This is a genomic window from Paenibacillus sp. FSL H8-0260, from assembly GCF_045040625.1.
In the GTDB taxonomy this organism is placed as follows: domain Bacteria; phylum Bacillota; class Bacilli; order Paenibacillales; family Paenibacillaceae; genus Paenibacillus_AQ; species Paenibacillus_AQ odorifer.
This window is the reverse complement of the sequence record NZ_CP150298.1, coordinates 1,307,666-1,321,379: the sequence shown is the minus strand read 5'-3', so window position 1 is coordinate 1,321,379 and position 13,714 is coordinate 1,307,666. Positions and strand designations below refer to the sequence as shown.

The 13,714-nt window shown below is 42.6% G+C and carries 14 protein-coding genes; 5 read left to right on the top strand and 9 right to left on the bottom strand.

Annotated features, from left to right (window positions below):
• Positions 1–112: 112 nt before the first annotated feature.
• The 6 genes from MHI51_RS05680 to MHI51_RS05655 all read right to left on the bottom strand — a co-directional run bounded on the left by MHI51_RS05680 (position 113) and on the right by MHI51_RS05655 (position 5,504).
• Positions 113–286: an aspartyl-phosphate phosphatase Spo0E family protein gene (locus MHI51_RS05680; protein ID WP_076129534.1), complete on the bottom strand. Its 174-nt coding sequence runs from the start codon at positions 284–286 to the stop codon at positions 113–115.
• 147 nt (positions 287–433) lie between these two features.
• Positions 434–1,819, bottom strand: a complete 1,386-nt coding sequence (locus MHI51_RS05675) for a helix-turn-helix transcriptional regulator (protein ID WP_076277904.1) — start codon at positions 1,817–1,819, stop codon at positions 434–436.
• A 255-nt stretch (positions 1,820–2,074) separates the two neighbouring features.
• Positions 2,075–2,833 carry a DUF3600 domain-containing protein gene (locus MHI51_RS05670; RefSeq protein ID WP_076277903.1) on the bottom strand — a complete coding sequence of 253 codons (759 nt, stop codon included), beginning with the start codon at positions 2,831–2,833 and terminating at the stop codon, positions 2,075–2,077.
• Positions 2,820–3,407 carry a sigma-70 family RNA polymerase sigma factor gene (locus tag MHI51_RS05665; RefSeq protein WP_076277902.1) on the bottom strand — a complete coding sequence of 196 codons (588 nt, stop codon included), beginning with the start codon at positions 3,405–3,407 and terminating at the stop codon, positions 2,820–2,822. Before MHI51_RS05665 ends, MHI51_RS05670 begins: the two co-directional genes overlap by 14 nt.
• A gap of 571 nt (positions 3,408–3,978) precedes the next feature.
• Positions 3,979–4,941, bottom strand: a complete 963-nt coding sequence (locus tag MHI51_RS05660) for a DUF4367 domain-containing protein (protein ID WP_405173662.1) — start codon at positions 4,939–4,941, stop codon at positions 3,979–3,981.
• On the bottom strand, positions 4,938–5,504 hold the full coding sequence (locus MHI51_RS05655; protein WP_076277899.1) for a sigma-70 family RNA polymerase sigma factor: 567 nt from the start codon (positions 5,502–5,504) through the stop codon (positions 4,938–4,940). Before MHI51_RS05655 ends, MHI51_RS05660 begins: the two co-directional genes overlap by 4 nt.
• 218 nt (positions 5,505–5,722) lie before the next feature.
• On the opposite strand from MHI51_RS05655, the gene MHI51_RS05650 reads away from it, so the two are divergent.
• From MHI51_RS05650 to MHI51_RS05630, 5 genes are all read left to right on the top strand, one after another.
• Positions 5,723–6,142, top strand: coding sequence for a MarR family winged helix-turn-helix transcriptional regulator (locus tag MHI51_RS05650; RefSeq protein WP_076219269.1), 420 nt, complete (start codon positions 5,723–5,725; stop codon positions 6,140–6,142).
• 171 nt (positions 6,143–6,313) lie between these two features.
• The gene (locus MHI51_RS05645) at positions 6,314–6,961 is read left to right on the top strand and encodes a hypothetical protein (RefSeq protein ID WP_405173661.1); all 648 of its coding nucleotides are present in this window, start codon (positions 6,314–6,316) and stop codon (positions 6,959–6,961) included.
• 12 nt (positions 6,962–6,973) lie between these two features.
• Positions 6,974–7,285: a hypothetical protein gene (locus tag MHI51_RS05640; protein WP_076277897.1), complete on the top strand. Its 312-nt coding sequence runs from the start codon at positions 6,974–6,976 to the stop codon at positions 7,283–7,285.
• A 103-nt stretch (positions 7,286–7,388) separates the two neighbouring features.
• Positions 7,389–8,522 (top strand): copper amine oxidase N-terminal domain-containing protein, encoded by a 1,134-nt coding sequence (locus tag MHI51_RS05635; protein WP_405173660.1) that lies wholly within the window; start codon positions 7,389–7,391, stop codon positions 8,520–8,522.
• Complete coding sequence (locus tag MHI51_RS05630) at positions 8,519–9,301, top strand: TatD family hydrolase (protein ID WP_405173659.1); 783 nt, start codon at positions 8,519–8,521, stop codon at positions 9,299–9,301. The genes MHI51_RS05635 and MHI51_RS05630 overlap by 4 nt, the downstream gene beginning before the upstream one ends.
• Positions 9,302–9,974: 673 nt before the next feature.
• Here MHI51_RS05630 and MHI51_RS05625 read toward each other — a convergent pair.
• The 3 genes from MHI51_RS05625 to MHI51_RS05615 form a co-directional block, all read right to left on the bottom strand.
• Complete coding sequence (locus MHI51_RS05625) at positions 9,975–10,541, bottom strand: histidine phosphatase family protein (RefSeq protein ID WP_076221148.1); 567 nt, start codon at positions 10,539–10,541, stop codon at positions 9,975–9,977.
• 601 nt (positions 10,542–11,142) lie between these two features.
• Entirely contained in the window at positions 11,143–12,444 is a 1,302-nt protein-coding gene (locus MHI51_RS05620; protein ID WP_405173658.1) for an MFS transporter, read from the bottom strand.
• A gap of 74 nt (positions 12,445–12,518) precedes the next feature.
• Positions 12,519–13,670, bottom strand: coding sequence for a winged helix-turn-helix domain-containing protein (locus MHI51_RS05615; RefSeq protein WP_081387657.1), 1,152 nt, complete (start codon positions 13,668–13,670; stop codon positions 12,519–12,521).
• Positions 13,671–13,714: the final 44 nt, after the last annotated feature.

The window sequence follows — 13,714 nt, the reverse complement described above, 5'->3', positions numbered from 1 at the left end:
GCATTGATTTATTTTATGAGCTCCAACAAGCCAAAAAGCCCGCGCACAGCGCTGGCTCTATACTTCATCAGAAGTTGCAATATCATTATGTAGGGTGTTTTAACCATTCTCTTCAATTCTCGTTATCACTATGTACTGCTTTATTGTACTGATTAATTAATTCATCTAATCTCATGGACTGTCTGATCACATTTGGATGCGAAAGCCCTCCATGTTGCCTCTCCATCAAATAAAGTTTGTTTCTAGCACCCTCTATTCTCTTTTGGATAATTTCCTGATCATTCATTAACACTACCTCCCTAATGAAATATTCTAGAGGTATATGTCAAATTCTTAATTTTACATTGAAGTGCATTACTAGAATTCAAAAAAAGCGATTCCAGATTTAATCAGGGAACTCTCTTGATTGATATCTTCTATGAAACTATCACTACTAAGCACTGTCAATAACAAAACAATTTTTCTTTTCATTGATTCTAAGCAGATTCTGGTACTCTTTCTGCGTTTCTAAAGATGCAATATGCCGAAGCTGCTCAAACATTCCGACACACTTAATTATACATGATTCGTTATTAATCCTTACAGAATTCTCTAAACTATCCATTATATATTTTATACTAAGCTCATATTTTCCTCTTCTTATATAATACAATGCTATTTCAGCCATAAAAAAAGTGTATCTGTCTTCGATAATTTGTCGATTATAACATTTAAGATTTCTCTGCTGATCTCTAAAATCTGATATTTCTGGCTCAAACCGCTGAAGAATATCATCCACATTAAAATCATAGTGATTGGCTGCCTGAAGGATTTTGAACAGGCCTGGAAGAAATTCTTCTTTTCTATCTTCAATATAGGTCACATATTCCGGAAGCATTGCTGCATCACCTTTTAAAATTTTCAGCAAAAAAATATTAGCCTGCGCCCAACCCATACATTTATTCATGAGTTGCAAAGCTTCCTCCGTATCCTCACGAATCCAGCTCATGTCCATGTAAAGGTTGATATAATGCAATGCTCTATCATAATCTCCAAGCTCTCTGTAAACTACTGAACGTAACACATAAGAATATAAAATATATGAAAATAAGGGCATTGCAGGTTCCTTTTGTACCCCGTTTTTTCTGGCTCGCTCATTATTATAATTATATTGAATGGATGCTTTTTTGCCCAATTCCTTAGTCATTACCATTACCTTATCCCAATGCCTCAAAGCGCTATATGTATTCGCCAGAACCTTCAGTGCGTCAAGCTGATCAACTTCATCAAGCCGATTTACAAAGCCCTCAAACTGCACCGCTGCCCGCAAATTCACATCCTGATCGCCCCCTAGAGCAATCGTAAACAATCTGTATTGGCAAAAAGCCAGCCGCTCTGAATGCTGATACTTCTCACTCTCCGCCACACTCCGGTATAACAGCGCTGCAGCTTCATATTTTCCTTGTGCAAAGAAATCTTCTGCTGTATCAAACAACGGGTGTGTATAAGATAGGCTGTCCATCATGATTCCAATCACCCGGCTTATACATTCCAGCTTATCTAGTTCAGCACAGCGATATAGAAAAGGTCGAAGACGTCTCCAATTGGGATTGGAATGTATAAAACACTCCTCCACATACATATCGTAAAAGCATCCTTCCTCTAATCCCATACCTTTTGTAATCCGATCTAATTGCTGCATGGCTATAGGACGATTCCCATTCATAATGTTGCTAATCGTGCCTGAATTTACTTTAGATACCTCTGCGAATTGATTAATTGTTATTCCATTCTTCTTGAGGTAGTCCGCCAGTTCTGCACGAATGGTCATCTGCTTCATGATCAAAGCCACCTTTCGCCATCATGATTCATATATAGATCAATAGTATTTAAATAATAATATGTCTAATTATTCCAGTGGTCAAATACTTTTTTTGACTCAATTGATTATACATTTATTCAATTAGTGATGTATAAAATACAAATTAGCCGAATGTAAAAAACCACCAGAACACAAGGTGTATTAGACCTTTTCTGGTGGCTTTTCTAATGTTACTTCTATCCATCGTTATTCAATACATGCATTTAAATTCAACTAAGAACTAGGTTTAATCATCATGTCCAGCTTATTTATATAAGGGCCGAGCGCTTCAATTAACTTCTCTTGGTTTTGTATCTCCTCTTTCGAAAGCCGATCCATATGAACACTTCCATCTGCATCAAATACCTTGGCATCATAGCTTTGCAACTCATTTATTAATTGTTCGATCTCTGCAAACTCTTCTTTAGTAAGCCTCTGTTCTGCTTTTTCCAGCAAGCCATCCCAGAAAGTATCACGATCAACGACAGCCGACTTTGCCTTAGGGATTTCCGTTTCATTCATTTTCTCAAAATAAGGTTTAAGCTCAACCTGTAAATCGTTATATGCCTTTTGATCCTTTGCACTTAACTGTTCCAGGTGAAAGACTCCTTCAGCATCGGTCATTTGCAGATTGTAAGCTCCCAATTCCTCTAGTAATGACATCAATCTTTTGAATTCCTCTTCGTTAAAACTTTGCTTCGCGCTCTGCAGCTTGGCTTCAAGCCTGTCATATTGTTGCTGGGTTACTCCAATCGTAGCAGCAGTTGCTTGTGAGCCATACAGGGTATCCGCCAAATAATTATATCCGGCATATGCTCCAGTAGGAATTAATAATGCAGCCGCCAAAATGCTTGCTACAAGCCATTTTTTCATTCGTCTTCCCCCTAACCTAGTCTCGGTCTGATTTAGTATTTGCTCCTTCAGTTCCGGTGGGGCACTTAGATTTCTCGCCTCTTCCTGCAGAACTGTCCGTAACTCTTCATTGAAATTCATGCAGGTCCTCCACCTTTCCCTTAAAAAGAGTATGATTTTCTGGCTTCTGACGAAGCTTATGCAGTGCAGCATGAATACGGGATTTCACCGTACCCAGAGGGATACCCAGTATCGCGGCACTTTCTTCCTGTGAATATTCATTTAAATAGTGCAGAATAATCACCTGCTTCAGCTTAAATGGAAGACGATCAACACTTGCTAGTAGACGGCGGTTAGCTAACCTGTCCACAACATCACTAGTGAAATCAGGTTCCATCTTTAGATCATTATGCTCTACTTTTTTGACCGTTCGGAGATGCGTCCATCTCTTTCTTCGATAGGCATGAATTTGCCGCATAACCAGCCCCATAAGCCAAGGCCTAAAAGGACGATTGACGTCAAATTGCTCAAGCGACCGGTGCATCTGAATATAAATCTCCTGAACAACATCATCCACATCGGAGGTTTCGCGAACGAGAAAATGAACGGTCTGATACACATCCCGAATCGTTGCTTCATATAGTTCACTGTACGCTTCACGGCTGCCGGCTAGCGTAAGCGCAATGAGCTGAGAATATTCATTTGGATGTTTCATCCCTCTCAATCCCTCCTTCGGTCTTACACTATGTATTGGTAAATAGAGAATAAATCGTTCGATTTATTTTAAAAAACAACCAGGCAGCGATTTTCCGGTTATTGGAGAATCGCTGCCTGGTGTTCTTACTCTTCAGCGGCTTATTGGAGTAAATGAAGTCGGCGGAGGCTGATCTTCAGCTTTGCTTGAGCAGATTATGCGCAGGTGGAAGCTGGTCTTCAGCTTTGTACGCCAGCTTTGGCCGGACCCTGCCGAAATCTATGAGATAACTGCATTCTATACACTTATTCAATATGCAAAAGGGGTTACTCTGATTTTAAGTGTATTCTATACAATTAAAAAGCAGAGAAACTTCCTATAGTAGTGTAAATCGTGAAAATAAGTGTACGAAATACAGCTATTTTCATTGGAAAGATATTTCGCAGAAATATAGTTGTACAAAGTACAGCTATATCCTCCCAATCGTTGTTTGCATGTGCCCTCAATAAAACGAAAAAGGGGAGATCCATATGGATCATCCCCTTACCCGTATATACTCGAATAGAAACCGCCTATCTTTCTAAAAAATCAGTCAGCGGATAGACTCAGCAACTTTGATCAAATCATTCTTGTCCAAGCTAGCTGATGTTACACCGTATAACACTTCATTGGCTTCCCAGTCCAACCCTTTTCCATTAACCAATACAGCATCAACTCCGTTAATCTTCACTTTTTCGATGGTGCCATCCGTCGACATCTCATAAGCCGTTTCGGAATCAGCGTGCCGCTGCTGCATCGAGATGATCTCATCGGTAGCTTCATTAACAAAATATAAATTAATATATTTGCTATTGATCACATCACCATTGCTATCCTTATAAAACTCTGCACGATCAAAGGTATAACCCTCTGGTAAATACGCCGGTAAGCCCACATCAAAAATCGTATATTCGTTTAGCTTGCTAGAATCCCTCTCGATCAGCAATTCCGCTTTCTCTTGATCCCTCTCAGATTGCGTAACCAGTCTGCCGTCTTCAACTCCGACGATTTTTTCCCCATCAGCATTGTAGATATCACCTGCCTTTTGAGCAGCGCCGAGAGTCGCAAGCGCATTTCCTTTGCTATCAAAAATCTTCCCCTTAAAGTCATCCGGAATCACGTTGGAATCCGCAGAAAATTCTACTTCATGGGCTACAATATGGCCTAAGTTTATCGTTTGCAATACTTTCATTAACAGCTCCTGCGCAAATGACGGCTGCACAAAAGTTACACTTAATACGCTAACCACTAGCAAAGTTGCCAGCATAACAGCAGGACGTCTGAATCTATGTTTTGTACGCAATCCTATCTCCTCCTTTTGGCCGGCATACTTTCTTCGTGCCTTATTCAGAATGGCTGTTTTGTCAGAGCCCTCGCTGAAATCTTGATGGGCCAGAACCCTGCCTAGCTCCAGCAGCTCCTTGTACTCCCCAGCACCCTTTAGATCATTTGCCGCTCCATATATACTTTCATCTAAATCTGCTGAGAACTTCTGCTGTATGTCTTTACTGTTCATAGCTGCTCCACGCTCCCTATTTCAGTCTTCAGCTTTTTCATAGTCCGGTAGAGTATCACACCGATATTGCTCTCCGAAATTCCCGTAACCTGGGCAATCTCTCTATTTCTCAGATTAGCACCAAATTTTAGAGCCACAATATTCCGCTCCTTTGAGCTCAATGTATTCAAGGCTTCGTTAAGCCTTCCACTACGCTCTCCCTGGAGGATCAAGCTTTCCGGATCTTTCCTGCTAGAAACCTGTTCCTTGACGGCATCCAGCGAAAAGAAACTTTTCCTTTTAAAACTCCGGTAATGATCATTGACCACATTTCTGGCAATGGCGAATAACCATACCTCTAAAGGAGCTTTTTCCTGAGAATAGGTCGATAGTTTCGCCAACGTTTTCTCAAAAACGAGGCTTGTCAGATCCTCAGCCGTATAGAGAGAACTAACCCGGTAAGCGATGTAGTTGAATATTCTTTTATAGTAGGTTTCAAAAATCGTTGTGAACAAAACATCTATGTCAGCATTTTCCTGTATATTCTCTTTTACAAAAGGATGAAGCAGTGCGCGCTCATGCATCAATCGAACTCTCCTTTCCCACCAAATTTTCACTTAGCTAAGTAAAATCATCAGTTAATACGATACATTTTCAATTTCATTACAAGATATAAAAAAAGAAGAGTTCCAGCGCTAATTTCAGTCTTTCTAACCAAGCTACAGTAACCCGGCAACTTGACAAGCTTATTATAGCTTCTATATATTTTAGTAATTAAAGTAAATTGGAGCGAGGCAATGTTATGAGCATAAAGGAAGAGAAACAAAATGCTATCCATAAGGTCATGGAATCTATGGCAAATGTGCAGCAGAAATCCCAGTTTTTCATTGATATGATCACTAAAAAGGAAACCCTGACTCACAATCAGATCATGCTGCTGTTTCAACTCCGGCTTACCGGAAGCTTGAACATTACTGACATCTCTGAACGCTTCGTGGTTACACCCGGAGCCGCTTCTTCCATGTGCGATAAGCTTGAGGAAGCTGGACTTATTGAACGGGTGCGGACTAAAGAAGACCGCAGAGTTGTCAATATTGTCCTTACAGAACAAGGTGATCAGCGTATCCATACAATATTTGAAGCATTTCCTACCCCTGATCTGAATAAAATCTCCGGAACTTTAGAACAAATAAATAAATTGATGGAACAAATGATGCACTAACAGCCTTCATTTTGCTCCTTATCAGCTATACTCTTTTCTATAAACACTGTCTGTCAGGAAACTGACGGCAGTGTTTTTTTAGGTTTAACTCCCAAATTATTATATTGACTATATATTATAATGAATATATATTTTAATTATTAAAATATATTTCAAAGGACGGTACTGTAAATGTCCAATAATAACAATACTTATGAACGTACTGACATGATTGATCCACCCTTGAAGGTAAGAGGTTCGCAGTTTGTTCGAGAGAATATTAATGCGGTCACGGTTGATGTGTTTGGCCACTTAAGTACCAAAGGGAGCGTCTCGACTTCTAAACTCAAAGTATCTGGTGACTGTACAATTGGGGGGAATTGTAAGGCCAATCAGGTAAACAATCTAGGGAGCCTACGCATTCAAAATATCCAAGCAGATAATCTCCGCTCTTCTGGATACATGTCCGTAGCAGAAAATGCTGCAGCTGGGACTTTTTATGCTGAAGGTGCCGTGAAGATAAAGAGACTAATTGCAGATTCATCGATTGAGATCCGTTTAGGCAATAGAAGCACTGTCGGGGTTATGAGAGCTGGCGGTAACATTATCGTTAAACCCTCTTCCAAGTTGATTAATGCGCTGATGCACCCTTTTCGAAAACTTACCTGCACAACAATTGAAGGAACTAACATAACGTTATACCGGACGACAGCTGACCTTGTGTGCGGTGAAGAAATTATCGTCGGACCAGGTTGTACCATTGGGGAAATCCGCTATAGCAAAAGTCTGACGGTGGATCTTAAGTCGCAAGTTGACCGAACTGTATTTTTAAACCCATAAAGAAGAGTTTACATGGAAAAAAGCACTCATTTGTCAGGAGCCACTGTGCTCAAAAACATCGCCAAAGGAGCCATCATCTTATTCTGTGTACCAATCCTTAGTGTCTGGGCCGCGGGGAGCGTTGTCTGTGCAATCATTGCACCTATCGGTGGTGTACTAGGTATTGTTGGCATCCAAGGAATAGGACTAAATGCCTTTCCAGATTATGATTTACCGAACATTCTCAGCCTTCCAATCGGTCTCTGCCTCTCCTTACTTTTGTTCATTTCTTTCTATTACACTCGTCGTTTATTGCGTGGATGCCTGCATTTTATTAAAAACTAGCGAACTGTAACAAGCTTGTATTCTCTTTGTTAATAGAAAGTGACCTACAACGCGCTGTTTTATTCTATACTTAAGGGGACTGGACTTTATCCTGGAGGTAATTATGAATAAAATCATCGCTATCGGAGCTATCACGCTCTTTTTGGCCGGATGCGGAGCATCGGCAACCATAGATATGGATACAACAATGGCTATTAACCAAACACAAGCTACTTCAGCACCACTGAAACTAATCGTCGACGGCGAAGCCGTTCTTCCTACCCTCTCCCCTTTTTTCCTAGATGATAAGGTCTATGTACCTGCAAAAGTATTAATGGAATACTACACCTCAGAACAAAAATGGGATAATAACTTAAAGACCTTAACCATCTCTGATGGAAGCAGTAGTTATGTTCTGAAACCGGACAATGAGTATATGCAAGCTGACGGATATCAAACCTCACTTGAAGGACCAGCTATTCTACGAAACGGTATTTTATATATTCCAGCCGATTCCTTAAACTCTCTGTCTGGTGCCACTGCGCAGCTGAATGCAGCTGAAACTGAAGTATTAATAACATCAGGGGATGTTAGTACTACCGTCAGAACACCCAGCGAACCTCTTGCTATTGCTACAGAAAATGACCAAATGAAGCTGTATGCTGCCCTTAAAGATGGCGGTACCTATGAGGGATTTGTTGTAGAGGTGAACGGTAACAAGCATACATTTGATTGGGAAGCACCCAGACTCCTAAGTTACCCTCCTGAGATTCATTATGCCGACGTCGATCAGGATGGGCAGGAAGAAATCGTTGTCATTCTGTGGCTCGGAACAGGTACGGGCATGTCCATGCAAGAGCTTCACGTGATTAAGCCTAACCAGTGGGAAGAAGTCACTGTCCCTTCTGCAGATAAAGCTGCCTCCGCATTGGTTACGTCAAAAATTTCTACTGAAAAAGGGGACGCCCTGATTCAAATTCAAGTTAAAGGCTCAACTCCATCCATGGTGATTTTGCGATATCCAGATCGTGCTGAGGATGGCAATCTAGGCGAAGAAGCCGGCATTGGTGCTGTTACTCACTACATAGTGGAAGAGGGCAAGCTAAAGGCGGAAACAAATGTTTATATTGGATTTCTGGAGAGTATTGGCACACTAACTTTTGCCTACAAACCGGGAAAAGATGGAATGGAACCCGACTCTATTCGCTTTGAGGTTCATGAGGAATTAGCTTCTTACGTGGAGGGTGAACAGTTATGATTGATGCCCATATACATTTAGAGCAATATGAACCTGAAGTTGCCGAACAGATACTGAGTGAACTGCCTGAAATGGGAGTTAAAGCCCTTATCGCTGTCTCTATGAACTTGGACTCTTGTATACGCACCCAAAGACTTGCAGCCATAAATCCCGGCGTGGTCCGTCCAGCTTATGGCTTTCATCCAGAGCATCCCTTGCCGCAGGATGCTGAGCTGGCTGCTCTACTGAAATGGATCGAGAGTCAATCTAGTGAGGATTATATTGCTGTGGGGGAAATCGGGCTACCTTACTATTCGCGTGCTGAAGCCTTAGAACGTGGCGAAACCTTTGATATGGAGCCCTATATTGAGCTGCTGGATCAGTTGCTTGGGTTAGCTTCCCGTCTCAATAAACCTGTGGTGCTGCATGCTGTCTATGAAGATGCGCTTATTGCTTGTGATCTCCTGGAGAAACATAACATACAGCATGCCCACTTCCACTGGTTCAAAGGTCCGGAAGAAGCCATTGCCCGCATGATGAAGAACGGCTACTATATCTCCTTCACCCCGGATATCCTGTATGAGCCGGAGATACAGGCGCTTGCCCGCCGTTATCCCCCAGAGCTAGTCATGGCTGAAACCGATGGTCCTTGGCCGTTCGAAGGACCTTTTGCAGGGAAAATCACCCATCCGTCTATGATTCGGGAAGTCGCCGCTGCTTGGGGAGCGCTCCATGGTTACACTCCCGGCGAAGCGGAAGAGTTACTGACTGCGAATACTAAGCGATTTTATAGCTTGTAGATGCTCTATAGCTTGTTGATAGGTCTATAGATTATAGATAAAACTATAGCTTGTAGATAGATATATAGCTTATAGATAGATCTATTCTAGGAGTAGAGGAAAGTCAGGGCCTTAGCTAGCCTAGCCTAACGCCAGACCAACATTATGAATAAACACAGCTTGGCTTGTGAATCCGTATTTTTCATAGTGGAAGTACTGGTCACAAGCCGACCTTACTTAATCCAGATCCCCTTACCGATTTTCGTTTAATTCGGTAATATTTTCGCGTACATATTTTTGCGTATGCATTTACGTGTACGTAGTTTACGTGTACTTATACATGCACGTATTTACGTGTACGTAGTTTACGCGCTTATTTACCTATACGTAGTTAGACGTACCCATTTACATGTATGTATTTCTCGTACGTATTCACTCGTATGTATTTACGCGTGTGAAGCCGCTATCGGACACAGCTGACCTTATATGCAGCAATTCCCCATTTTTGGGATGAGAACGGACCCCAGAGTCGCTATTGGTATAAAAAATACCCAATAAGGTGCTCTTTTTAAGGGATAACGACGCTGGAGTCCGAAACCATGCTCCAAAGGCTAATAATCTGTGAATAATGTCATCTGGGTCCGTAAGCCTCAAGTTGATGATGCTCGGGCCGCTTGTTGGCAGCCCCCAATAATCATAACCGCTCCACACCCACTAACGTTCCGCCTGCGAACTCCATTTTATAAATATCTGGCTTTGTGGTTTGAAGTAAAAAATTCAGATCATATTTGGCATCAAAATAGTTCATCATAAGCGTCATGACTGCCCCGTGAGTTCCAATAGCAACCTTTTGACCGCTGTGATTACTCAGAATTTCTGCCAGTACACTAACTGAACGCTTCTGACACGCATGAATGGATTCCCCACCAACTGGGACAAAATCCGGATCTTCAAACATTTTTGCCAGTAGTGGATACAGTTCCTGATCAGTCATAATCGTACTTCCGTCCGAGAAATGGATCTCCCGCAGGTCTTCAACACTTTGAATCTCTGCTCCTAACTCCTGCGCCAATCCAGAAATCGTATGTATAGCCCGAAGGTATGGACTTGAATAGAAGACTTGAATTCCTTCCAGACGTAATTTTTCCGTTATCTTGCGGGCATCTGCCTCCCCTTTCGCGGTTAGTCCGCGAGTCCTTTCAGTTCCTCCGGGCAGTTTGGGCGACTCACCGTGCCTCACCATATAAATAAAAGTAGCCATCCTTTCCCTCCTTTCCCTCTACAAATTCTAATGTTCTAACCTATCTCCTCTACACACTAAAAAAGCCCTTACGGACGAGAAACTGTCCTATCGGGCTAGGTAATATTGTAACTTATAACGTTTTGTGCAGCAGTTGCTTTAGATCACAAAGTAATAACTTATTGCGAAGTCACTTATTGAGGAAATACTTATTGAGAGGTCACTTATTGAGACTTACTGAGAAATCGCTTACTGAGAAGTCACATATTAAGGCGACTATGACTAAGGAGACTATTAATTGCACTATATACAACTATTAAGCGGTAAAAGAGGCCTCCTGAGCAAATAAGTGTACTCTGTGCAACTAAAAATCATCTTTCCAAGACTAAAAGGGAGAAAATCAAATAATAACTGCACAAAGTACAACTAAATCCCAGTTCGATCGCTGAAAGAGAATTTAACTGTACGTTCTGCAACTAAATGCTAGAGAGTCACGCTAGATTGTCTTTGCCACTCAAGCATTCTAGTCCCGCTGAGTACTGGCATTGGCCAGGTTCTCTCTGCCACTCAAGCTTGCTAGTCCAGCTAGGAAGTCCTGCTAGCTAGACTAGCGTGCTACCTCCTAGCCCCCTTCCATCACCTCAACCGCCCTAGATTGCTCCGCAGAGCTATCGTTCATCTCTTTCTGCGCGGGCCACAGCACGCGCCCAAATGCGATGCCCAGCACACCAATCAGAGCGATTACGATGCCAAAATTCAAAAAGATACGGCTAGGCCCAGCAATCTGCACCATCATTCCGCCGAGGAGTGGCGCGCCGATCATAACAGCGCTAAGAATGGTACTCTGAATACCGAACACACGCCCTGTCATGTGCGGGGGTGTTTCTTTTTGCAGACAATAATTGAAGGTGATCATAAACATTCCATTCCCGAGACCCAATAAAAATCCTAGCAACAATACAGTAAGGATGGAGACGCCCGGCTGAAGCAGGCCCAGCCCTCCGACCGATATACCAATAAGCATATAACCTGTACCCAGCTTCCAGCCGTAGCCTGTTCCCCTGTTCAATTTGTTCAGGACCATGATCATGAATACAGCCCCCACGCCTGTTGCCGCAACAAGCCAGCCCAGCATAGATTCCTCAGAAGGTGCAATAATTCTGAATAGACTAGTGAACTGGAAATCGATCATCTGAATGGCCAACGCACCAACTAAACCAAACAGCATGCTGTTTAGAAGCAGTCTACTGCGCAGCATAAAGCTCCAGCCTTCTTTCCACATCGTGCGGAGAGCAACACGCTCCTCTTGATCACCCTTACCTTCTGAGCTGACTTGTCCTGCCTCACTGTTTTTAACGGTAAGTAAGAGCAAATAAGAGCAGCCTCTGAGACAAGCATTGATCAATATACACCACTGAGGCGTAAGAACAGACAACGCGAAACCGCCCAGTAAAGGTCCCGCGATTTTTGAGCCTTGATTTACAAGCCCATTAAGCGAGGTAGCTTGGAGCAGTTGGTCTTCTCTAACCATACTACGGGTCATCGACTGTTGAGCAGGCACGTTTAACGTAGAAATGGCAGCACGCAACATCAATAACGGGAGCAACCACACCATACTGGGAGCAAATAATACGAATACGGTTAACAATGCCGTAAGCAGATCACACATCCGCATCAGCTTCAGCTTGTTCAGTCGGTCAGCCACTACCCCTGCGAACGAGCCCAGCAAAATCCCCGGCAAAGCTATGGAGACCGGAATCAAAGCCAGCATTAGCGGGCTGGCCTGCCAGCGGTACCCTACGAGTACCTGAATCGCCAAGGCATCGAACCAATCCCCAAAGGTCGCTGTCGCAAATGCGCTGTACACACGCATATACACCTTGTTCTTAAGCAGGCTCGTGCCTGCTTGTGGTGAAGCATTCATTAAACATTCCTCCAAATTACAATTAAGAACTTATTAGCATGACCTTAATGTAATGGAGAATTGTCAGAGAATTATCAGGGGGCAGTCACAAGGTTCGTAAGCACGGCATCCAAGGATTGTTCTAACCGATGGAACCCCCGCTCTTCCTTCTCTCGTTCAAATAAATTCACATATTTGCGATACAAAGCTGGCTTGGGTGGAAACTCGTTACAAAAATGAACTATTCGATACAATGCATATATCCGCATCGGCACGAACCCTGACATCTCAAGCACCTGAAGTGCCTCATCCAACAGTTGCTCGGCTTCACGCCAAGACTTGCGCCGTAGAAACCACAAGCCCCTTGTAACTTTATAACTACCGATCTCACGCAAATAAGGCTTCTCCAGCAAAAGCGCTTCAATGTCTGTTGCCATCCGTTCTATTACGTGATCTTCTGTTCCCATCCATAAGTGTGTAAGCATTTCTGAGGTCGCCGTTATAGGAATGAAACTCTCATACCCCGGCTCTTTAATCACTTCATATGTTAGCTTTAGCCGTTCCAGTGCTTTTTCCGGTTGCCCTGCCAGCGTGTACAAATCCAGAATATTTAGAATCTCCACTTCTCGATGCTGAGGCGGCAAAAGAATCTTTTTCTCAAGGACTAACTCGCAGAACTCTAGTTTTTTCTTAGGATCACCCAATAGAACATAACAGATTAATAAGGAATAAAACCGTTCCTCTATCCCCACCTCGGTTGTGTTCAGCAGCCAATCCAAATCTCCCTGTACAAAATGAATATAGATCGAATAAAACGGATCCATCGCATACCCCAAAACATCCTGTTGGCGTGCGAGGATTAACATCGAGCGACCTTGGCCATATAGGTGATATTTCTTGAATACTTCCCGCATCGTCTTTTGCATCTCTAAGTCATATGTAGTCGGATTGGCCATAGCAGCTGAGGGCTCCTGCATAGTCAGACTATAACCAAATCCCCGAACAGTCTTAATATCTAAGTCTTGAAGCTTGCCTAGCTTTTTACGAAGCCGATAAATATGATCATCTACCGTTCGCTCTACCGGATATTCAAGCGGCCATACTTTATCCAACAGTTGTTCTCGACTGAATGTACGCCCTCTATTTTTGTACAAAAACTGAAAAAGCGTAAATTCTTTTGGGAATAATTCTATCGTTATCCCTTCTGCGGTCACTTTATATTCACTTTCATTTAATTCCAGCTGCATGATAGAACCTCACTTTCCCCGAACCCGCTCATTAGTTTCATTAT

What these genes read in the sequence shown, in the direction of transcription:
- MHI51_RS05665 (WP_076277902.1), bottom strand. Translation starts at nt 3,407, where the DNA reads ATGAAACATCCAAATGAATATTCTCAGCTCATTGCGCTTACGCTAGCC.
- MHI51_RS05620 (WP_405173658.1), bottom strand. Translation starts at nt 12,444, where the DNA reads ATGAATGCTTCACCACAAGCAGGCACGAGCCTGCTTAAGAACAAGGTG.
- MHI51_RS05650 (WP_076219269.1), top strand. Translation starts at nt 5,723, where the DNA reads ATGAGCATAAAGGAAGAGAAACAAAATGCTATCCATAAGGTCATGGAA.
- MHI51_RS05660 (WP_405173662.1), bottom strand. Translation starts at nt 4,941, where the DNA reads ATGAACAGTAAAGACATACAGCAGAAGTTCTCAGCAGATTTAGATGAA.
- MHI51_RS05615 (WP_081387657.1), bottom strand. Translation starts at nt 13,670, where the DNA reads ATGCAGCTGGAATTAAATGAAAGTGAATATAAAGTGACCGCAGAAGGG.
- MHI51_RS05645 (WP_405173661.1), top strand. Translation starts at nt 6,314, where the DNA reads ATGTCCAATAATAACAATACTTATGAACGTACTGACATGATTGATCCA.
- MHI51_RS05675 (WP_076277904.1), bottom strand. Translation starts at nt 1,819, where the DNA reads ATGAAGCAGATGACCATTCGTGCAGAACTGGCGGACTACCTCAAGAAG.
- MHI51_RS05670 (WP_076277903.1), bottom strand. Translation starts at nt 2,833, where the DNA reads ATGAATTTCAATGAAGAGTTACGGACAGTTCTGCAGGAAGAGGCGAGA.
- MHI51_RS05655 (WP_076277899.1), bottom strand. Translation starts at nt 5,504, where the DNA reads ATGCATGAGCGCGCACTGCTTCATCCTTTTGTAAAAGAGAATATACAG.
- MHI51_RS05625 (WP_076221148.1), bottom strand. Translation starts at nt 10,541, where the DNA reads ATGGCTACTTTTATTTATATGGTGAGGCACGGTGAGTCGCCCAAACTG.
- MHI51_RS05640 (WP_076277897.1), top strand. Translation starts at nt 6,974, where the DNA reads ATGGAAAAAAGCACTCATTTGTCAGGAGCCACTGTGCTCAAAAACATC.
- MHI51_RS05635 (WP_405173660.1), top strand. Translation starts at nt 7,389, where the DNA reads ATGAATAAAATCATCGCTATCGGAGCTATCACGCTCTTTTTGGCCGGA.
- MHI51_RS05630 (WP_405173659.1), top strand. Translation starts at nt 8,519, where the DNA reads ATGATTGATGCCCATATACATTTAGAGCAATATGAACCTGAAGTTGCC.
- MHI51_RS05680 (WP_076129534.1), bottom strand. Translation starts at nt 286, where the DNA reads ATGAATGATCAGGAAATTATCCAAAAGAGAATAGAGGGTGCTAGAAAC.